19 protein-coding genes are annotated in these 18,755 nt (G+C 72.3%); 4 read left to right on the top strand and 15 right to left on the bottom strand.

The window, feature by feature from the left end; all coding sequences use genetic code 11:
* Positions 1 to 205: 205 nt before the first annotated feature.
* The 7 genes from D0D28_RS12415 to D0D28_RS12385 form a co-directional block, all read right to left on the bottom strand.
* Positions 206 to 886, bottom strand: coding sequence for an SRPBCC family protein (locus tag D0D28_RS12415; protein ID WP_116110683.1), 681 nt, complete (start codon positions 884 to 886; stop codon positions 206 to 208).
* 412 nt (positions 887 to 1,298) lie between these two features.
* The gene (locus D0D28_RS12410) at positions 1,299 to 2,156 is read right to left on the bottom strand and encodes an FAD binding domain-containing protein (protein WP_094004078.1); all 858 of its coding nucleotides are present in this window, start codon (positions 2,154 to 2,156) and stop codon (positions 1,299 to 1,301) included.
* A complete protein-coding gene (locus D0D28_RS12405; protein ID WP_116110682.1) occupies positions 2,153 to 4,591 on the bottom strand; it encodes a xanthine dehydrogenase family protein molybdopterin-binding subunit in 2,439 nt (812 codons plus the stop codon). Before D0D28_RS12405 ends, D0D28_RS12410 begins: the two co-directional genes overlap by 4 nt.
* Position 4,592: 1 nt before the next feature.
* A complete protein-coding gene (locus tag D0D28_RS12400; protein ID WP_094004076.1) occupies positions 4,593 to 5,135 on the bottom strand; it encodes a (2Fe-2S)-binding protein in 543 nt (180 codons plus the stop codon).
* A 212-nt stretch (positions 5,136 to 5,347) separates the two neighbouring features.
* The gene (locus tag D0D28_RS12395) at positions 5,348 to 6,460 is read right to left on the bottom strand and encodes an XdhC family protein (RefSeq protein WP_094004075.1); all 1,113 of its coding nucleotides are present in this window, start codon (positions 6,458 to 6,460) and stop codon (positions 5,348 to 5,350) included.
* Entirely contained in the window at positions 6,453 to 7,562 is a 1,110-nt protein-coding gene (locus D0D28_RS12390) for a vWA domain-containing protein (RefSeq protein ID WP_116110681.1), read from the bottom strand. The genes D0D28_RS12395 and D0D28_RS12390 overlap by 8 nt, the downstream gene beginning before the upstream one ends.
* A gap of 10 nt (positions 7,563 to 7,572) precedes the next feature.
* Positions 7,573 to 9,063, bottom strand: coding sequence for an FAD-dependent monooxygenase (locus tag D0D28_RS12385; RefSeq protein WP_116110680.1), 1,491 nt, complete (start codon positions 9,061 to 9,063; stop codon positions 7,573 to 7,575).
* Between the two features lie 63 nt (positions 9,064 to 9,126).
* Between D0D28_RS12385 and D0D28_RS12380 the strand changes: the two genes are divergently transcribed.
* The 3 genes from D0D28_RS12380 to D0D28_RS12370 all read left to right on the top strand — a co-directional run bounded on the left by D0D28_RS12380 (position 9,127) and on the right by D0D28_RS12370 (position 12,147).
* The gene (locus D0D28_RS12380; protein ID WP_116110679.1) at positions 9,127 to 9,732 is read left to right on the top strand and encodes a TetR/AcrR family transcriptional regulator; all 606 of its coding nucleotides are present in this window, start codon (positions 9,127 to 9,129) and stop codon (positions 9,730 to 9,732) included.
* Between the two features lie 92 nt (positions 9,733 to 9,824).
* Positions 9,825 to 10,448 carry a class I SAM-dependent DNA methyltransferase gene (locus tag D0D28_RS12375; RefSeq protein WP_116110687.1) on the top strand — a complete coding sequence of 208 codons (624 nt, stop codon included), beginning with the start codon at positions 9,825 to 9,827 and terminating at the stop codon, positions 10,446 to 10,448.
* A 181-nt stretch (positions 10,449 to 10,629) separates the two neighbouring features.
* Positions 10,630 to 12,147 (top strand): 2-isopropylmalate synthase, encoded by a 1,518-nt coding sequence (locus tag D0D28_RS12370; RefSeq protein WP_116110678.1) that lies wholly within the window; start codon positions 10,630 to 10,632, stop codon positions 12,145 to 12,147.
* On the opposite strand, the gene D0D28_RS12365 is transcribed toward D0D28_RS12370, so the two are convergent.
* Positions 12,144 to 13,013, bottom strand: a complete 870-nt coding sequence (locus tag D0D28_RS12365; RefSeq protein WP_116110677.1) for an AAA family ATPase — start codon at positions 13,011 to 13,013, stop codon at positions 12,144 to 12,146. The two genes, D0D28_RS12370 and D0D28_RS12365, sit on opposite strands and share 4 nt — an antisense overlap.
* Before the next feature lie 85 nt (positions 13,014 to 13,098).
* Between D0D28_RS12365 and D0D28_RS12360 the strand changes: the two genes are divergently transcribed.
* On the top strand, positions 13,099 to 13,482 hold the full coding sequence (locus D0D28_RS12360; protein ID WP_094004069.1) for a tautomerase family protein: 384 nt from the start codon (positions 13,099 to 13,101) through the stop codon (positions 13,480 to 13,482).
* Between the two features lie 54 nt (positions 13,483 to 13,536).
* On the opposite strand, the gene D0D28_RS12355 is transcribed toward D0D28_RS12360, so the two are convergent.
* The 7 genes from D0D28_RS12355 to pcaH form a co-directional block, all read right to left on the bottom strand.
* Positions 13,537 to 14,100: a nucleotidyltransferase family protein gene (locus D0D28_RS12355; protein ID WP_116110686.1), complete on the bottom strand. Its 564-nt coding sequence runs from the start codon at positions 14,098 to 14,100 to the stop codon at positions 13,537 to 13,539.
* A 65-nt stretch (positions 14,101 to 14,165) separates the two neighbouring features.
* The gene (locus D0D28_RS12350) at positions 14,166 to 14,963 is read right to left on the bottom strand and encodes an IclR family transcriptional regulator (RefSeq protein ID WP_094006286.1); all 798 of its coding nucleotides are present in this window, start codon (positions 14,961 to 14,963) and stop codon (positions 14,166 to 14,168) included.
* A 10-nt stretch (positions 14,964 to 14,973) separates the two neighbouring features.
* Positions 14,974 to 15,378: a 4-carboxymuconolactone decarboxylase gene (gene pcaC / locus D0D28_RS12345; RefSeq protein WP_094006285.1), complete on the bottom strand. Its 405-nt coding sequence runs from the start codon at positions 15,376 to 15,378 to the stop codon at positions 14,974 to 14,976.
* Positions 15,375 to 16,136: a 3-oxoadipate enol-lactonase gene (pcaD, locus tag D0D28_RS12340; protein ID WP_116110676.1), complete on the bottom strand. Its 762-nt coding sequence runs from the start codon at positions 16,134 to 16,136 to the stop codon at positions 15,375 to 15,377. The genes pcaC and pcaD overlap by 4 nt, the downstream gene beginning before the upstream one ends.
* The gene (gene pcaB / locus D0D28_RS12335; protein WP_116110675.1) at positions 16,133 to 17,467 is read right to left on the bottom strand and encodes a 3-carboxy-cis,cis-muconate cycloisomerase; all 1,335 of its coding nucleotides are present in this window, start codon (positions 17,465 to 17,467) and stop codon (positions 16,133 to 16,135) included. Before pcaB ends, pcaD begins: the two co-directional genes overlap by 4 nt.
* Positions 17,460 to 18,005, bottom strand: a complete 546-nt coding sequence (pcaG, locus tag D0D28_RS12330; protein ID WP_116110674.1) for a protocatechuate 3,4-dioxygenase subunit alpha — start codon at positions 18,003 to 18,005, stop codon at positions 17,460 to 17,462. The genes pcaB and pcaG overlap by 8 nt, the downstream gene beginning before the upstream one ends.
* Positions 18,002 to 18,745: a protocatechuate 3,4-dioxygenase subunit beta gene (gene pcaH, locus D0D28_RS12325; protein WP_116110673.1), complete on the bottom strand. Its 744-nt coding sequence runs from the start codon at positions 18,743 to 18,745 to the stop codon at positions 18,002 to 18,004. The genes pcaG and pcaH overlap by 4 nt, the downstream gene beginning before the upstream one ends.
* Positions 18,746 to 18,755: the final 10 nt, after the last annotated feature.

Below are 18,755 nucleotides of genomic sequence, written 5' to 3'. Positions count from 1 at the left end.
AAGCGGGACGCGCGGAACGCGCGGCAAGCGCGGAACGCGGGGGCGCGCCAGGCCGGGGGGTGGCCAGTCATGCAGGGCGGGCAGGCGCGCCGAGCGTTCAGGTGTGCGTGCGGCCGCGTCTTGGGCTGCCTGGGGCGTGGACCGCCCCTGGTGTACCCGCGGGGCGCGCCGAGCGGGTGTGGGCCCGCTCGGCGCGGGCGGCGGGTCAGCGGCGGCGGATCAGCCGCACGATCGCCACGATGCCGAGCACCGCGGCGACCCCGGCGAGCACTGGGGCCAGGCGTTTGGTGACGGAGCTGCCCGCGTACTCGAAGAGGTCGATCGCCTCGGCTTCTTGTGGCTGGGGCTTGACCGTTTCGAGCTTGGGCTTGTCCGGGGCCGGCTCGGTGGTCACCCCGGACTCGGCCGGCTTCTCCTCCGCCGCCGGGGTCGCGGGGGCCTCCGGCGTGCCGAGGCGGTCGGCCAGGTTGGCGGCGAACTGGTCCAGGATCTTGCCGCCGACCTCGGAGATCATGCCGCGGCCGAACTGCGCCGGGCGGCCGGTGACGTTCAGGTCCGTGGCCACGGTGCCCTTGGTGCCGCCGTTGTCCTCGGCCAGCGTCACCGTCACGGTCGCCGCCGCGGTGCCGGCGCCGCGGGAGTCCTTGCCGGAGGCCTTGATCACGATCTTGCGGGCCTGCTCGTCGGTCTCCAGGAACTCGCCGGAGCCCTTGTACAGCAGGGAGATCGGCCCCAGCTTCACCTTGACCGTGCCGGTGAACGTCTCACCCTCGACCTTGGTCAGGGTCGCGCCCGGCATGCAGGGGGCAACGCGTTCCGGGTCGGTGACCGCCTTCCACACCTCTGCTGGCGGGGCCGGAACGGTGAATTCATGGTCGAGCCGCACGGGCCGACCTCCCTTCTCCAGAAAGCTGCAAGTCCCTCGGAGCCACCTTAGTGCCGGAACCGGCATGTCGGTGGCTTCAAGGGACCCGGATCGGTGGCTATGGGCGCGGTGGGGGCTGTGCGCATGGTGGGTGGGTGTGCGCGGTGAGGGCTGTGGGCGCGGCGGCGGCTGCGCGCCCGGTGAGTGGGAATGAGCGCGTGAGGCCGTGCGCATGTTGGGCGGGTGTGCGCGGTGGGGGCTGCGGGCCCGGTGAGTGGGTGGGCGCGTGAGTGGCGGTGCGCATGGTGGTCGTGCGTGCGTCCAGCTGTGCGGGTGGGCGGTGGGTGACTACTCGCCGCGGCTGGGGGCGTCCGCCTGGTGCGGTCGTGCGTGGGTGGCCACCCCGAGCTGCGGGGGTGGCCACCCACGCGGCTCAGACCGCGGCCAGCGCTGCCGAGACCGCTCGGCCCGTCAGGACCTTTGCCAGCTCCTGGCGGTACTCGACGTCCGCGTTGCCGTCCGCTGTGGGGCTCGTGCCCTCGGCGGCGTGGGCGGCCGCCGCGCGGATCGTCTCGTCCGACGCTGCCTGGCCGATCAGGGCCTGCTCCACCGCGGTGGCGCGCACCGGCACCGACGCCATGTTCGTCAGCGCCACCCGGGCCTCGGCGATCGTGTCGCCGTCCGTGCGGACCGTGGCCGCCACCGCGACCATCGACCACGCCTGGGCGACCCGGTTGAACTTCTCGTAGTGCGCCTTCCAGCCGGTGTGCTTCGGCACGCGGACCTCGACCAGGATCTCGCCCGGGTCCAGGACCGTGGTGAAGAAGTCCTGGAAGAACTCCGCCGCCGGCACGGTCCGCCTGCCGCTGCTGCTCGCGATCACCATCTCCGCGTCCATCGCCAGCGCGGGCGCCAGCAGGTCGCCCGCCGGGTCCGCGTGGGCGATCGAACCGCCGAACGTGCCCCGGTGCCGCACCTGCGGGTCGGCCACCGTGTCGGTCGCCCTGGCCAGCAGCGCGGCGTGCTCGGCGACCAGCTGGTCGCGCTGCACGTCGTAGTGCGTGGTCATGGCGCCGATGACGATCGCGTCGCCGTCGTCGCGGACGCCCCGCAGCTCGGTGATCTTGCCGAGGTCGATGAGCGTCGTCGGTGCGGCCAGCCGCATCCGCAGCACCGGCAGCAGGCTCTGCCCGCCAGCCAGGACCTTGGCGTCCTCACCGGCCGCGGCCAGTGCCTGCACCGCCTCGTCCACAGTGGACGGGGCGACGTAGTCGAAGGCAGCGGGGATCACTGCGCACCTCCCGAAGCGTCGATGGAACCCAGTCCGCCGCCGGCCTCCGCGCCGACGCCACCGGCGTCGGTGCGGCCGCGGTGGATCGCCGACCACACCCGCATGGGCGAGCACGGCATCTCGATGTCGTTCACCCCGAAGTGCCGCACGGCGTCCACCACCGCGTTGACCACCGCCGGGGTGGAGGCGATCGTGCCGGCCTCGCCGACGCCCTTGACGCCCAGCGGGTTCGACGTCGCCGCCGTCTCCGTGCGGTCGGTGACGAACGAGGGCAGGTCGGCCGCCGAGGGCAGCAGGTAGTCGGCGAACGTGCCGGTGGTGAGCGTGCCGCTCTCGTCGAACACCGCCTCCTCGTAGAGGGCCTGCGCGATGCCCTGGGCGAGACCGCCGTGCACCTGCCCCTCCACGATCAGCGGGTTGACCACCTTGCCCACGTCGTCCACGCACACGTACGAGCGCAGCCGCACCCGCCCGGTCTCGGTGTCCACCTCGGCGGCGCACAGGTGCGTGCCGTGCGGGAACGAGAAGTTCTCCGGGTCGAACACGGCCTCGGAGTCCAGCGTGGGCTCCATGCCGTCGGGCAGGTTGTGCGCGGCGAACGTCGCGAACGCCACGTCCTGGATCGTCGTCGACGTGTCCGTGCCGCGGACGGTGAACTTGCCGCCCTCGAACTCCAGGTCGTCCGGCGAGCACTCCAGCAGGTGCGCGGCGATCGCGCGGGCCTTGTCGACGACCTTCTCGGCGGCCTTGACCACCGCGATGCCACCGACGGCCAGCGACCGCGACCCGTAGGTGTCCATGCCCTTGTGCGAGGACTGCGTGTCACCGTGGATGACCTCGATGTCCTCGAACGCCACGCCGAGCCGGTCGGCCACGATCTGGCTCCACGCCGTCTCGTGCCCCTGACCGTGCGCGGACGCGCCGGTGACGACCTCGACCTTGCCCGTGGGCAGCATCCGGATGGCGGCGTGCTCCCAGCCGCCGGCGGCGTAGTCGAGCGACCCGAGCACCCGCGACGGCGCCAGGCCGCACATCTCGGTGAACGTCGAGATGCCGATGCCCAGCTGCACCGGATCCTGGCGCTCGCGGCGTTCCCGCTGCTCGCGGCGCAGGCCCTCGTAGTCGAACAGCTCCTTGGCGCGCTCGGTGGCGGCCTCGTAGTTGCCCGAGTCGTAGGTCAGCCCGCACACCGTGGTGAACGGGAACTCCTCGTGCTTGATCCAGTTCTTCTCGCGGAGCTCCAGCGGGTCCATGCCCAGCTCGGCGGCCAGCTCGTCCATCATCCGCTCGATCGCGAACGTGGCCTCCGGCCGTCCGGCGCCGCGGTAGGCGTCGGTGAGCGTGGTGTTGGTGAACACGTTCGTGCAGGCGAAGTGGTAGGCCGGGATCTTGTAGATCGCGTTGAACATGAACGCGCCCAGGATCGGCACACCCGGCCCGACCAGGCCGTTGTAGGCGCCCATGTCGGCCAGCAGCTCGACCTTGAGGCCGGTGACCGTGCCGTCGCGGTTCGCGCTGATGGTGATGTCCTGGATCTGGTCGCGCCCGTGGTGCGCGGTCTGCATGGTTTCCGAGCGGGTCTCGGTCCACTTGACCGGCTTGCCGAGCTTCTGCGCGATGAGGACCGCCATGGTCTCCTCGGGCAGCACGGCGATCTTGCCGCCGAACCCGCCGCCGACGTCCGGCGCGATGACCCGCAGCTTGTGCTCGGGGATGCCGAGCGTCAGCGCCGTCATCGTCTTGAGGATGTGCGGCACCTGGGTGGCCGACCACATGGTGATCTGGGCTCCGGTCGGGTCGACCACCACCGAGCGCGGCTCCATGAACGCCGGGACCAGCCGCTGCTGCCGGAAGCGGCGTTTGAGCACGACCTCACCGCCGGCCAGCGCCTCCTCGACGTTGCCGCCGGTGCCGGCCTCGGCCGAGTCGAAGACCCACGTCGCCTGCTTGTTGGTGCCCAGCTCCTCGTGGACCAGCGGCGCACCGTCGGCGAGCGCGTTCTCCAGGCCGAGGACCACGGGCAGTTCCTCGTAGTCCACGTCGATGGCCTCGAGCGCGTCGGCGGCCTCGGCCTTGCTGCGGGCCACGACCACCGCGACGCCCTCGCCGGCGAAGTTGACCTGGTCGGCGGCCAGCACGGGCCGTCGCGGCTGCTTCATGTCCGGGGTGATCGGCCACGCGCACGGCATGCCGATGGCGCTGTCCGGATCGAGGTCGCGGGCCGTGTAGACGGCCACCACACCCGGCATGTCCCGCGCCGCGGCCGTGTCGATGGAATTGATCCGGGCGTGGGCGAACGGGCTGCGCAGGATCGCCACGTGCAGCATCCCGGGCAGCGTGATGTTGTCCGTCCAGCGGGTGCGGCCGGTGATGAGCCGCGCGTCCTCCTTGCGGGCGCGCGCCTTGCCGACCTCGGGCTCGATCGTCGACGTCATGTCACTCGCCCCCGCCCGCGAACGCGCTGGGCGCGCGGCTGACGTCGTCACCGGACACGCGCTCGGCCTCCGGGCCCGCGCCCGGGCTCATCCGCTGCGCGGCGTCGCGCACGGCCCGGACGATGTTCTGGTAACCCGTGCAGCGGCACAGGTTTCCTTCCAGCCCCTCGCGCACGGCGTGCTCGTCGGGGTTGGGGTTGTCGGCGAGCAGGTCGATCGACTGCATGATCATGCCCGGCGTGCAGAACCCGCACTGCAGGGCGTGGTTGTCGTGGAACGCTTCCTGCACGGGGTGGAGCTTGCCGTCGCGGGCCAGGCCCTCGATGGTGGTCACCTCGGCACCGTCGGCCTGCACGGCGAGGACCGAGCAGGACTTCACGCTGTGCCCGTTGAGGTGCACCGTGCAGGCACCGCAGTTGCTGGTGTCGCAGCCGACGACGGTGCCGACTTTCCCGAGCGTCTCCCTCAGGTAGTGAACGAGCAACGTGCGGGGTTCGACCTCGTCGGTGTAGCTGGTTCCGTCCACGTTGACGGTGATGCGCATGAGGCCTCCAGTGGTGGGAGCTGGGTGATCGGCTTCACACGCGAGCGTGCTACGTCCGTGCCGATCGGACAAGTCCTGGTTGGGTGACACTTCACCCCTTCTCCCGCACCTGCGCGGAAATCCCTGCTGTCCCACCGCAAACGCGGAACTGCCTCGTACGAACTGACCACTCGCACAGGTGCGAAAGGGCCAGTCGTGCACGTGCGAGAGGGTCAGCCGTGGATGCGCCCGGACAGTTCGGTGAGCCGTTTCCCGCCGCCGCCCCACCGCAACGCGATGATCTCCGCGGCGATCGACACCGCGGTCTCCTCCGGTGTGCGGGCCCCGAGGTCGAGCCCGATCGGGGAGGCCAATCGCGACAGTTCCTCCTCCGTCAACCCCGCCTCCCGCAAGCGGGTGAGGCGGTCCTCATGGGTGCGCCGCGACCCCATCGCCCCGATGTAGCCGACGTCCAGCCGCAACGCGACCTCCAGCAACGGCACGTCGAACTTCGGGTCGTGGGTGAGCACCGCGATCACCGTCCGCCGGTCGATCCGGCCGGCCTCCGCCTCGGCCTTGAGGTAGCGGTGCGGCCAGTCCACGACCACGTCGTCGGCCTCCGGGAACCGCGACGCGGTGGCGAACACCGGACGCGCGTCGCACACCGTGACCTGGTAACCGAGGTAGGCGCCCATGCGTGCCATCGCCGCCGCGAAGTCGATCGCGCCGAACACCAGCATCCGCGGCTGCGGTTCGAAGGAGTTGACGAACACCGCCATGCCCTCGCCGCGCCGCTCGCCCTCCAAGCCGTAGTGCAGTGTTCCGGTGCGCCCGTTGGCGAGCAGGCCGCGCGCGTCGTCGGCGACCGCGTCGTCGATCCGGTCGGTACCGAGCGTGCCCGCGGTCCGGTCCGGCCACACGATCATGTGCCGCCCGCGCCGCTCCGGGTCCTCGTGCTCGATCACGGTGACGACGGCGACCGGCTCGCCCCGGTGCACCGAGTCCACGACGTCGCCCAGCTCGGGCAGGGTCTCCCGGTCGATCCGCTCGACGTAGATGTCGATGATCCCGCCGCAGGTCAGGCCGACCGCGAACGCGTCGTCGTCGCTGACGCCGTAGCGCTGCAGCACCGGCTCGCGGTCGGCCACGACCTGCTGCGCCAGCTCGTACACCGCGCCCTCGACGCAGCCGCCGGACACGCTGCCGACCGCCGTGCCGTCCTCGGTGACCAGCATCGCCGCACCCGGCGCGCGGGGCGCCGACGAGAAGGTGGCCACCACGGTCCCGACGCCGACGGCCTCGCCCTCGCGCCAGCGCTTGTACAACTCGTCCAGTACGTCATGCATCGCGGATCTCCAGCAGCAGTCGTTCCAGGGTGGCCAGGCTGTGGCCGGCCAGCAAGCGGTCGACGTGCGGGAGCGCGGCCGCGATGCCGGACTGCACCGGAGCGTAGCCTTCGCGTCCCGCGTGCGGGTTCACCCAGAACACCGCGTGCGCCAGACGGCGCATCCGCGCCATCTGCTCGCCGAGCAGGCCGGGATCCCCGCGTTCCCAGCCGTCGGAGAACACCGTGACGACGGCGCGGCGCGCGAGCCCGCGCTGTCCCCAGCGGTCCAGGAAGATCCGCAGTGTCTCGCCCAGCCGCGTGCCGCCGGCGAAGTCGGGGACCGCGGTGCCGGCGGCGAGCATCGCGCGTTCCGGGTCGCGCTGCCGCAGCTGCCGGGACACCCTGGTCAGCCGGGTCCCGAGGGTGAACACCTCGACCGCGGCCGGCGCCCGGCGCACCACGACGTGCGCGAACCGCAGCAGCGAGTCGGCGTACGGGCTCATCGAGCCGGACACGTCGAGCAGCAGCACCACCCGCCGCGGCCGGTTCGACCGGTTCCGGTGCACGAGCCGCACCGGTTCCCCGCCGCCGGCCAGCATCGCGCGCAGCGTCCGCCCCGGGTCGAGCGAACCGCGGCGCGCCGGCCTGCTGCGCAGCGACTTCCGCATCGGCGGTTGCGGCCGCAGCACCGCCATCAGCTCCCGCAGGTGCTCCCGCTCGGCCTTGGACAGCTCGGCGAGATCGCGTTCGCGCAGCACCTCCGCGTCCGTCGCCGCGACGCGCAGCTCGTCGTCGTCCGACTCGGCCTCCCCCTGGCCCGCGGACTGGGACACCAGGGCCGCCATGCGGGACCGCTGCTCGCGGCGGACCGTGGCCGGCCGCGGTTCCGGTGGCGCGGCGGCGAACCACTGCGCGAACGCGTCGTCGTAGCGGATCAGGTCGTCCGGGTCCGAGCACAGTGTCAGCCGGCCCGCCCAGTACAGCTGGTCCGCCTCGCCGACGGCCAGGCGCACGACCGCGTCGAGGTAGGCCTGCACCCGCTGCGGCCCGCACGCGACGCCGGCTTCGCGCAGCGCGGTGGCGAAGCCGACGAATCCCGCCAGCGGATCCCGGGTGCTCACCCGCCCATTGTTACGCGAAAATCCGATGCGAGGGGTCGCGCGTGCCGAACCAGGTCGCGAACGCCTTCGTCAAGCCGTCGGTGCCGCCGTCCTCGGACGCCCACGCGACGTGCCCGTCCGGCCTGATCAGGGCCTTGAGTTCGGGCTGCTGGACGCACTTGCCGGGCACCACGCGCACCCGGTCGTCGTCGATCCGCGCGCCGATCAGCACGGCCCGCCCGTCGTGGCAGTGGTCGGCCAGCCGGCTGCCGTCGCTGAACTCGAAGTCCGGCGCGCTGCGGCCGACGAGGTCGTGGTCGCCGTCGACCGGGTAGCGGTGCAGCACCCCGGACAGCTTCTTCGCCAGGTACGTCGACCCGTCGCCGCTGGTGAGCAGGTCGGTGAGCACCGAGCGCAGGGCCTTGGTGTGCGGATCCGGCCGCATCGCCGCGATCTGCGCCCGGGTCCACTCCAGCACCCATTCGCCGATCGGGTGCCGTTCGACGGTGTAGGTGTCGAGCAGCCCCTCCGGCACGGTGCCGCGGATGGTCGCGGCGAGTTTCCAGCCGAGGTTGACCGCGTCGCCGATGCCGAGGTTGAGCCCCTGCCCGCCGAACGGCGAGTGCACGTGCGCCGCGTCCCCGGCGAGCAGCACCCGGCCCCGGCGGTAGGTGGTGGCCTGGCGGGCGTTGTCGGTGAACCGGGTCACCGACCGCAGCGCGGTGACGGTGACGTCCACTCCGGACACTCGCCGGATGCTGTCCTGCAGTTCCGCCGCCGTGACCGGCGTGGTGCGGTCGGCGGGCGGGCCGTCGAACTCGACGGTCAGGATCCGCCCGGGCAGCGGGCCGTGCGCGTAGACGCCGGTGTTCGTGCGGTGCCAGCCCAGGCCGAGCGCTTCGGCGCCGTCGAGGTCGGCCAGCGCCTGGCGTCCGGTGATCTCCGGATCGGTGCCCGGGAAGGCGAACCCGGCCAGCTTGCGCACCAGGCTGCGGCCGCCGTCGCAGCCCACCAGCCAGCCGGCGCGGACCCGGTCACCGCCGAGGAAGACGGTCACGCCGTCGTCGCCGGCGTCGAACCCGGTGACCTCGGCGCCGCGGCGCACGACCGCACCCAGCCCGGTCGCGTGCTCCTCGAGCACCTTCTCGACGGCCTGCTGGCCCACCAGGGTCAGGCGGGCCGCGGGTCCCGCGTCCCGGAACGCGGGATCGGTGAGGTCGACCAGGTCCGCGCCGACCATGATCCCGCCGAAGTGCCCGGCGAGCGGCGGCGGCGAGTTCCGCAGCGCCGCCCCGACCGCCAGCGCCCGGAGCGCCCGGTCGCGCTCGTCCTCGAGCCGGTCCAGCAGGCCGCGCCGGTACAGCGCCTCGGCCGTCACGAGGTTGATCGCGCCGGCCTTGAGGGTCGGATCGATCTCGGTCCGGCGTTCCACGACCAGCACGTCCAGCCCGCCGAGCCGCAGCTCGCACGCCAGCGTCAGGCCGACCGGCCCGCCCCCGGAGATCACCACGTCGAAGTCCATGACGCCATGCTGCCGGAAAATCTTGTACTCGGTCAAATCTTTTATTCGGCATAGGATCAGCGCGTGGGACTGCGCGAGGAGAAGAAGCTGGCCACGCGACGGCGCATTTCGGACGTGGCCACCGGCCTGTTCGCCGTGCGGGGCTTCGACAACGTGACGGTGGCCGAGGTCGCCGAGGCGGCCGGGGTGTCGAAGATGACGGTGTTCAACTACTTCCCGCGGAAGGAGGACCTGTTCCTCGACCGGCACGCCGACCGGCTCCGCGACCTGGAGCGGGTGATCCGGGAGCGCCCCGCCGGCCAGGACGTGGTGACCGCGCTGCGGCGGTATCACCACGAGCTGGTGGCCCAGCGGCACCCGCTGGCCGGCACGCTGCCCGGCACGCCGGGGTTCCTGAAGATCCTCCACGCCAGCCCCGCTCTGGTCACCCGGACCTACGAGCAGTCCCGGGAGATCGCCGACCTGCTCGCCCGGCTGCTCGCCGAGGAGACCGGCGATCCACTGGAGGCGCGGCTGACGGCGAACCTGCTGGCCGCCACCATCGACTCGATCTTCGACCACGTGTGCCGGCGGTTGCTGGACGGCGACGATCCGGACGACGTGCACCGCGACCAGCCCGCGGTGATCGACCGCGCCTTCGATCTCGTGGAGCACGGACTGCTCCGCTGATTCTTCTTGCACGGCAACGATTTTCCCGGCGGCGCGTCGCACCGCCGGGCGCGGGCGGACCCGATACGGTCGCCCGCGTGACCTACCTCGACATGACTCGCGCGGCCTACGACACCGTCGCGATCGACTACGCGAAGACACTGGAGGACAACCTGGCGCAGAGCCCGATGGACCGGGCGATGCTGGGGGTCTTCGCCGAGCACGTGCTGGCCGACGGCGGACAGGTGGCCGACGTCGGCTGCGGGCCGGGCCGGATCACCATCCACCTGGACTCGCTGGGCGTGCCGGTGTTCGGGATCGACCTGTCGCCGGGGATGGTGGCCGAGGCGCGGCGCCGGTACCCGCACCTGCGGTTCGAGGTCGGCGCGATGGCGGAGCTGGACCTGCCGGACGACAGCCTCGGCGGGCTGCTCGCCTGGTACTCGATCATCCACACGCCGCCGGAGCTGCTGCCGTCGGTGTTCGCCGAGTTCGCGCGGGTGCTGGTGCCGGGCGGGCACCTGCTGATGGCGTTCCAGGTCGGTGACGAGCGCAAGCGCGTGGAGCAGGCGTACGGGCACGCCGTGTCCGCCGACGCCTACCGCCTGCCGCCGGACCGCATTGCCGATCTGCTGGCACAGGCCGGGTTCAGCGTGACGGCGCGGACGGTTCGCGACCCCGCCCACGAACTGGAGTCGGTCCCGCAGGCCTACCTGCTCGCCCGGCTCAACGGCTGAGGGCCGCCCGGCGCGCGCTCCGTGGCCGGGGCGCGCGCCGGGCGAGTTGTGGTACTTTCCAGCCCGTGATCACCCGCGTTCTCTTTCTGCTTCACCGCCACGGCGGGGCCTGACCGGACCGGCTCCCCGCCGTGGGAGCTGTGTTGCGCCGGTCGCCCCGCGACCAGAAGGAAACGCGAACATGTACCGCTGGAACCCCCAGCGCCCCTCCCCCATGCCCTCCCACCGCTACCGCGACGTGTACTCCCGCGTGCCGGTCCCACTGTCCGAACGCGACTGGCCGGGCAACCGGCTGACCCAGGCACCGCTGTGGGTCCCGGTGGACCTGCGCGACGGCAACCAGGCACTGGCCGAACCGATGGACCCGGAACGCAAGCGGCGCTTCTTCCGGCTCATGGTCGAGATGGGGTACAAGGAGATCGAGGTCGGCTATCCGTCGGCCTCGCAGACCGACTACGACTTCGTCCGGCTCATCGCGGAAACCGGGCTCGCGCCGCAGGACGTCACGATCGTCGTGTTCACCCCGGCCCGGCGCGACCTCATCGAACGCACCGTCCAGTCGGTCGCCGGGATGCCGAACCCGGTGGTGATCCACATGTACGCCGCGACCGCGCCGGTCTGGCGCGAGGTCGTCCTGGGCCGCGACCGCGACGAGCTGACGGCGATGATCGCGGCCGGCGGTACGGACATCCTGCGGCTGACCGGGGACCGCAAGGACGTCCGGTTCGAGTTCTCCCCGGAGGTCTTCAACCTGACCGAGCCGGACTACGTGCTCGACCTGTGCTCGGCGATGACCACGTTGTGGGAGGCGAGTCCCGACCGGCCGGTCATCCTCAACCTCCCCGCCACGGTCGAGGTCGCCACCCCGAACGTCTACGCGGACCAGATCGAGTACGTCCACCAGAACCTCGACCGCCGCGACTCGGTGATCCTGTCGGTGCACCCGCACAACGACCGCGGCACCGGGATCGCCTGCGCGGAACTGGCCCTGCTCGCCGGGGCCCAGCGCGTCGAGGGCTGCATCTTCGGCAACGGCGAGCGCACCGGCAACGTCGACATCGCCACGCTGGCGCTGAACCTGCACGCCCAGGGGATCGACCCGATGATCGACTTCTCGGACATCGACCGCGTCCGGCGGGAGGTCGAGTACTGCACGCGGATGCCGGTGCACGAGCGGCATCCCTACGTCGGCGACCTGGTGCACACCGCGTTCTCCGGCACGCACCAGGACGCGATCCGCAAGGGCTTCGCCGAGCACCGGGCACGCGCGGCGGCGACCGGCGTCCCCGCGGACGAACTCGAATGGCGCGTGCCGTACCTGCCGATCGATCCGGCTGATCTGGGCCGCACGTACGAGGCGGTCATCCGGGTCAATTCGCAGTCCGGCAAGGGCGGCATCGCCCACCTGCTGAGCAGCGAGTACGGGATCGAACTGCCGCGGCGGCTGCAGATCGACTTCGCCCGGCACGTCCAGCGGCACACCGACCGCACCGGCGCGGAGGTGACGGCCAAGGAGTTGTGGCAGCTGCTGCAGGAGGTCTACCTGGACTCGCCCGCGGTGACCGGCGAAGTGCTGGAGCACACGTCCTGCACCACGGACTCCGGTGAGGTGCTCACGTTCGTCGAGTACGCGACGCCGGACGGGCGCGGGTGGATCGGCGGGCGCGGCATCGCGGAGGCGCTCGCCCGGGTCGGCTAGGACAGCACCGTGTCGAGCTTGGCGCGGACGCGGTCGAGGTCCTCGGAGTACTTGAGCACCGCGCCGAGGGTCCGGGCCGCGGCCTCCGCGTCCAGCTCGCTGCGGTTGAGCGTCAGCAACGCCTGCGCCCAGTCCAGCGACTCGGCGATGCCCGGCGGCTTCAGCAGCTCCAGCTCACGCAGCCGGCGGACGGCCGCGGCCACCTGCGTCGCGAGCCGTTCGCCGACTCCGGGCAGCCGGCGGCGTAGGATGGCGACCTCGCGGGCCAGGTCGGGGTGCTCCAGCCAGTGGTAGAGGCAGCGCCGTTTCAACGCGTCGTGCACCTCGCGGGTGCGGTTGGAGGTCAGCAGCACCAGCGGCGGCCGCGCGGCGCGGATCTCGCCGAACTCCGGGATCGTGACCGCGTTTTCGTCGAGCAGCTGCAGCAGGAACGCCTCGAACTCGTCGTCGGCGCGGTCGATCTCGTCGACCAGCAGCACGCACGGCGACTCCTTCAGCGCCCGCAGCAGCGGCCGGGCCAGCAGGAACCGCTCGGTGAACAGCGACTGCTCGGCGGCGGCGACGTCCAGGTGCTCGCTGCCGGCCTCCAGCGCGCGCAGGTGCAGCAGCTGGCGCGGGAAGTCCCATTCGTACAGCGCCTGTGCGGCGTCGATGCCCTCGTGGCACTGCAACCGCACGAGCGGCAGGCCGAGCGCCTCGGACAGCGACACGGCCAGCGAGGTCTTCCCCGTGCCGGGTTCGCCTTCGCAGAACAGCGGGCGCTGCATGCGCAACGCGAGGAACGCGGCGGTGGCGACGCCCTCGTCGGCGAGGTAGCCGACCCGGTCCAGCTCCGTCGCCAGCTCTTCGGGTGAGTTGACCTTCACGCCTCCACCCTAAGGGGTGCGCGCGTGGTTGACAGCCACTCCGGGCGAGATTACCTTTGCTCACAAATCTACTTTGGGAGTTGAGATGCCACATCTGACCGTCCACGTCCTGGAGAGCGACCTCGCCGGGCGGGAGACCGAGTTGATCGAGGGCCTGACCGAGGCGATCGTCGCGGTGTACGGGGAATGGGCGCGGGAGATCGCGGTGGTGCGGCTGGCCGGGGTGCCCGCGAACCGGTGGGGCATCGGGGGCAAGCCGGCGGAGGCGCCGGCGCCGGCGGTGACCTTCGGGATCCGGGAGGCCGCCTTCGAGCGCCCGGACGCGGACGACCTCGTGGCGCGGCTGGTGGCCGGGGTGACGGACGCGATCGTGGCGGTGTTCGGGGAACGCGTGCGGCCGGGGGTGACGGTGGAGCTGGTGGGGACACCCGCGGGGCGGACCGGCGTCGGTGGGGTGGTGGCGGCTTAGGTAGAGGGGTTGGTGAGCGCTTTGCCGCGGGGCCGGGTCGGTGGCCGTCGGGGCCTAGGACTTCAGGTCCGCCGGGGTGTCGACGTCCTGGCCGCCGCCCAGGTCGGCGCATTCCACCAACCGCAGGTCGGCACGGCCGCGGAGCCAGTCGCGGGCTCCGCGGTCGCCCGTCGCGCTCTCGGCGATCTCCTGCCACCAGCGGCGGCCGAACAGCACGGGATGTCCGGGCACGCCGTCGAAGGCGGCGCGAGCCACCACGTCGGGCGAGGCCAGCGCACGCAGCCTCGCCACGATCCGCGCGTCCACCCCGGGCAGGTCGACCAGGTGCACCAAGACGGCCGGAGCTTCCGGCAACGCGCGCAATCCGGCCCGCAGTGACGCGCCCATGCCGCTGGCCCAGTCCGGCGCCTCCACAGCCAGCGACGGATCAGGCAACAACGCACGCACCTCCGCGGCCTGCGCGCCCACCACCACGCGCACCGGATCGCAGCCGCCGTCGGTGAGGGCGCGCAAAGCCCGGTGCAGCAAGGGCTCCCCGTCGAGCTCGACCAGGGCCTTCGGGCGCCCCATCCGCCGCCCGGCACCCGCCGCCAGCAACAGGCCCGCGCACTCAGCCACGGCGCCCACTCACCACCAGCGCCGTCGGGCCCCCGGCACCGGCCGTCAACGACAGACCCGCGCAGTCAGCCACGGCGTGCCTGAACCGGTGCCACGGCCAGGTCACCCTCGATGCGCTTCGCGGCGGCCAGCAGCGGTGGCACCATCTCCTCGATCACCGTCTCCCTCGGCGTCCGGCTCGCGTGCGTCGACACGTTCACCGCCGCCACGACCCGGCCCTGCCGGTCCCGGATCGGCGCCGCGACCGATCGCAGCCCCTCCTCCAGCTCCTGGTCGACCAGCGCCCACCCCTGCTGCCGCACCGCGGCCAGCTCCGCCCGCAGCGCCGCCGGGGAGGTCAGCGTGTGCGAAGTCAGCCGCTGCAGCTCGGCCTGCTCCAGGTACCGGGCGAAACCCTCGTCGTCCAGCCCGGCGAGCAGCACGTGCCCCATCGACGTGGCGTACGCCGGGAACCGGGTGCCCACGTTGATGCTCACCGTCATGATCCGCGACACCGCCACCCGCGCCACGTAGACGATGTCGGCCCCGTCGAGCACCGACACCGAACTCGACTCGCGCACCTCGGCCGACAGCCGTTCCAGGTGCGGCTGCGCGACCTCGGGCAGCGTCATGCTGGACAGGAACGCGTACCCCAGCTCCAGCACCCGCGCGGTCAGCGAGAAGTACTTGCCGTCCGTGCGCACGTACCCGAGGTCGACGAGCGTCAGCAGGAACCGCCGCGCCGCCGCCCGCGTCAGTCCGGTCGAGCGCGCCACATCGGACAGCGTCAGCTCGGGCGCTCCGGCGCCGAACGCGCGGATCACGGCCAGACCGCGTTCCAGCGACTGGACGTGGTGCGCGCCGCGCTCGGCTGGTTCTGCCATACCTGTCAACCTAGCCGGTGGTGCGTGGCTGGGCGGTGGGCTCTCCCATCTCGGCCAGGGTCTTCTGCGCGATCGCGAACGCCTCGTTCGCCGCCGGCACCCCGGCGTACACCCCGGTGTGCAGCAGGACCTCGCCGATCTCGTCGGCGGTCAGGCCGTTGCCGACGGCGGCGCGGACGTGCATCGCGATCTCGCCGTGGCAGTGCAGCGCGGTGAGCACGGCCAGCGTGACGCAGCTGCGGGTCTTGCGGTCCAGCCCGTCACGCGTCCAGATCGACCCCCACGCGGCGCGGGTGATGTAGTCCTGGAACTTCTGGGTGAACTCGGTCGCGTTCGCGGTGGCGCGGTCGACGTGCGCGTCGCCCAGCACCTCGCGCCGGACCCGCATGCCCGCGTCGTACAGCTCGTCGCTCATCGCGCCCCCTTCAGGTGCTCCAGGACCAGCTCGGTGAACTTGCCCGCCTGCTCGTAGCTGCCCAGGTGGGCCGCGTGGCCGAGGACCTCGAACCGCGCGCCCGGGATCGCCTCGGCGATGGCCTGGCCGTGCGACGGCGGCAGCGCGGCGTCGTCGGCTCCGGAGATCACCAGCGTCGGCGCGCTGATCGCGGCCAGCCCGGCGGTCAGGTCGAGCCCGGCGATCGCCTCGCAGCAGGCCGCGTACCCCTCGGCGGGGGTCGTCGCGGTCATCTGCCGCAGCTCCGCGGCCAGTTCGGGGTGCGCGGCGATCCAGTCCGGCGTGAACCAGCGGCCGATGCTGCCCGCGGCGATCTGCTCCATGCCCTCGGCCCGGACCTGCTTCGCGCGCCCGGTCCACATGTCGACGTTGCCCGGTTTGACCGAGGTGAACGTCAACGCCAGCGACCGGATGCGCTCCGGCGCGTGCTGCCCCAGCCAGGCGCCGGTCATGCCGCCCAGCGACAGGCCGACGAAGTGCGCGGACTCCACGCCGAGCGTGTCCAGCAGCTCGACGACGTCACCCCCGAGGTCGGCGATCGAGTAGGGGCCGGGCGGCACCGGCGACCGCCCGTGGCCGCGGGTGTCGTAGCGGACCACGCGGAACCCGTTGTCCGTCAACGGCTTCACCTGCGGGTCCCACATACGCAGGTTGCTGCCGATGGAGTTGCTCAGGACGACGACCTCACCATCGCCCGCGGTCTCGTAGTGGACCTTCACGGAGTTCCCTTTCGCTTCTCGTGCGCGGCCAGCGCCCGTTCGACGAAGACGCGCGCGCTCCCCAGGTAGCCGGCCGGGTCGAGCAGCTCGCCGATGCGCTCGCGGGTCAGGTGCTTGCCCACCAGCTCGTCCGCGGCCAGCAGGTCGGCCAGCTCGCCCTCGCCGGCCAGCGCGCGGCGGGTGCACGCGCTGACCGCGTCGTGCGCTTCGAGCCGGCCGGTCGAGGCCGCCAGCGCGGTCGTGACGCGTTCGGACAGCAGCGCGCCGCGCGTGATGTCCAGGTTGGCCCGCATCCGGTCCGCGTCGACCTGGAGCCGGTCCAGGCTCGTGCGCAGCCAGTGCACCGCGGACCCGGTGCTGCGGAACAGTTCCGTGAGCGGCCGCCACTCGGCGTGCCACGAACCGGCGGCGCGCTGGTGCTCCTGCGCCATCGCGCCGAGCAGGGTCGCGACCAGCCCGGGCGCCTGTTGCGCGGCCGCGTTCGCCGCCACCGCGGCGACCGGGTTCCGCTTGTGCGGCATGGTGGACGAGCCGCCGCTGCCCTCGGCGACCTCGGCGATCTCCCCGACCTCGGTCTGCGCCAGCAGCACCAGCGACCGGGAGATCCCGGCGACCACCCCGGACAGCTCGCCGAGCGCACCGGCCAGCTCGGCGATCCGGGTGCGCTCGGTGTGCCACGGCAGCACGGGTTCGGCGAGCCCGAGACGGCGGGCGAACGCGGCCAGCACCTCCGGACCCTGTTCGCCCAGTGAAGCCAGCGTGCCGGTCGCCCCGCCGAGCTGCACGGCGAACCGCTGCGCACGCAACCGGTCCGCGGCCGCGTCGAGCCCGGACAGCCAGCCCGCGACCTGGAACCCGAACGTCACCGGCAGCGCCTGCTGCAGCAACGTCCGTCCCGCTTGGACAGTCCCGGCGTGCGCACGCGCCAGCTCCGCGAGCCGGTCCGCGCACGCCTCAGCCTCGGCGATCAGTACTTGCGCAGCCCGCGCGGACACCAGCATCGCGGCGGTGTCCACAATGTCCTGACTGGTGGCGCCGAGGTGCACGACCCGGCCGGCCTCGCCGCCCACCTGCGCGGTCAGCTCCCGCACGAGCGGCGCGGCCGGATTGCCCACGCCGACGGACTGCGCACCGATCGCGGCGGCGTCGAACTGGCCGTCCCGGGCCACCGCGGCGATCCGGTCCGCGTGCTCGCGCGGGATCACGCCCGCGTCCGCCTCCGCCCCGGCCAGCGCCGCCTCCGCGTCGAGCAGGCCACGCAGCCAGGCGGCGTCGGACACCTCGGCGCGCACCGGCCCGGCGGCCAGCATCGGGTCGAACAGGTCAGACATCGAAGAACACTGTCTCAGCCTCACCCTGCAGCCGCACGTCGAAGCGGTACCCGTCGTCGGTCTTGTCCGCGATCAGCGTGCCGCGCCGCTCCGCCGGCACCGAGTTCAGCACCGCGTCGGCGGCGTTGGCCTCGGTGTTCTCCGGGAAGTAGATGCGCGTGACGACCCGGTGCAGCACCGCGCGCGCGAACACCGACACGTCGATGTGCGGCGCCTGCAGGTCACCGTCCTGGCCCGGGATCGCGCCCGGCAGCAGGGTCAGGATCTCGTAGCTGCCGTCCGGTTTCGTCGGGCAACGGCCGAACCCGCGGAACCCCGGCACGCGGCCGCGCGGGTCGTCCGGGTGGTCGAAGCGGCCCTGCGGATCGGCCTGCCAGGTCTCGATCATCGCGTCCGGGACCGGGTTGCCCTCGCCGTCGGTGACCACGCCCCGGATCCACACCGCGCCGGGCGTGCCCTCGGGCACCACCGTCGGGCCGTCTTCCCAGGGCAGGCCGATCGCGAGGTAGGGGCCGACGGTCTGCGACGGAGTGGTCATTCGTCTTCCTCTTCCTCGTTCTCGAACACCGACTGCTCGCGCCCGCGCACCACGATGTCGAACTCGAAGGCCAGCGCCCAGTGGTCGGTGGTGCGGCTGTAGTCGAACCGCGAGATCATCCGCTGCCGCGCCTTCTCGTCCGGGATGGAGTTGAAGATCGGGTCCTGGAAGAACAGCGGGTCGTCCGGGAAGTACATCTGCGTCACCAGGCGCTGCGTGAACGCCTGCCCGAACACCGAGAAGTGGATGTGCGCGGGCCGCCAGGCGTTGTCGTGGTTCTTCCACGGGTAGGCGCCGGGCTTGATGGTGGTGAACTCGTAGCGGCCTTCCGAGTCGGTGATCGTGCGGCCGACGCCGTCGAAGTTCGGGTCCAGCGGGGCCGGCCAGTTGTCGCCGATGTGCCGGTAGCGGCCGCCCGCGTTGGCCTGCCAGATCTCGATCAGCGAGTTCGGGATGCCCCGGCCGTCGCGGCCGAGCAGGCGGCCGTGCACCAGGATGCGCTGGCCCTGCGGCTCCTCGGCGTGCTGGCGGGTCAGGTCGTTGTCGAACTCGCCGAGGCGGCCGGGGCCGAGCAGCGGGCCGGTCACCTCGGTGAGCATCTGCGGCAGCAGAACGAGCGGCTGCTTCGGGTACCGCAGTTGCGTCGAGCGATAGCCCGGCGAGTTCAGCGGCGCGTGCGTGCCCTCCGGGTCCCGCCGGTAACGCGGCAGGATCAGCTTGTCACTCGTCGGTGCTGCCATAGCACGGTTT

Origin of the sequence: Amycolatopsis ruanii (assembly GCF_003385175.1) — a bacterium.
In the GTDB taxonomy this organism is placed as follows: Bacteria; Actinomycetota; Actinomycetes; order Mycobacteriales; family Pseudonocardiaceae; genus Amycolatopsis_E; species Amycolatopsis_E thermalba.
Note: the sequence above shows the minus strand (reverse complement) of the source record. Positions and strands in the feature narration are given on the sequence as shown.

What these genes read in the sequence shown, in the direction of transcription:
- D0D28_RS12400 (WP_094004076.1), bottom strand. Translation starts at nt 5,135, where the DNA reads ATGCGCATCACCGTCAACGTGGACGGAACCAGCTACACCGACGAGGTC.
- D0D28_RS12395 (WP_094004075.1), bottom strand. Translation starts at nt 6,460, where the DNA reads ATGCATGACGTACTGGACGAGTTGTACAAGCGCTGGCGCGAGGGCGAG.
- pcaC (WP_094006285.1), bottom strand. Translation starts at nt 15,378, where the DNA reads ATGAGCGACGAGCTGTACGACGCGGGCATGCGGGTCCGGCGCGAGGTG.
- D0D28_RS12370 (WP_116110678.1), top strand. Translation starts at nt 10,630, where the DNA reads ATGTACCGCTGGAACCCCCAGCGCCCCTCCCCCATGCCCTCCCACCGC.
- D0D28_RS12375 (WP_116110687.1), top strand. Translation starts at nt 9,825, where the DNA reads ATGACTCGCGCGGCCTACGACACCGTCGCGATCGACTACGCGAAGACA.
- D0D28_RS12385 (WP_116110680.1), bottom strand. Translation starts at nt 9,063, where the DNA reads ATGGACTTCGACGTGGTGATCTCCGGGGGCGGGCCGGTCGGCCTGACG.
- pcaG (WP_116110674.1), bottom strand. Translation starts at nt 18,005, where the DNA reads ATGACCACTCCGTCGCAGACCGTCGGCCCCTACCTCGCGATCGGCCTG.
- pcaH (WP_116110673.1), bottom strand. Translation starts at nt 18,745, where the DNA reads ATGGCAGCACCGACGAGTGACAAGCTGATCCTGCCGCGTTACCGGCGG.
- D0D28_RS12360 (WP_094004069.1), top strand. Translation starts at nt 13,099, where the DNA reads ATGCCACATCTGACCGTCCACGTCCTGGAGAGCGACCTCGCCGGGCGG.
- D0D28_RS12405 (WP_116110682.1), bottom strand. Translation starts at nt 4,591, where the DNA reads ATGACGTCGACGATCGAGCCCGAGGTCGGCAAGGCGCGCGCCCGCAAG.
- pcaB (WP_116110675.1), bottom strand. Translation starts at nt 17,467, where the DNA reads ATGTCTGACCTGTTCGACCCGATGCTGGCCGCCGGGCCGGTGCGCGCC.
- D0D28_RS12350 (WP_094006286.1), bottom strand. Translation starts at nt 14,963, where the DNA reads ATGGCAGAACCAGCCGAGCGCGGCGCGCACCACGTCCAGTCGCTGGAA.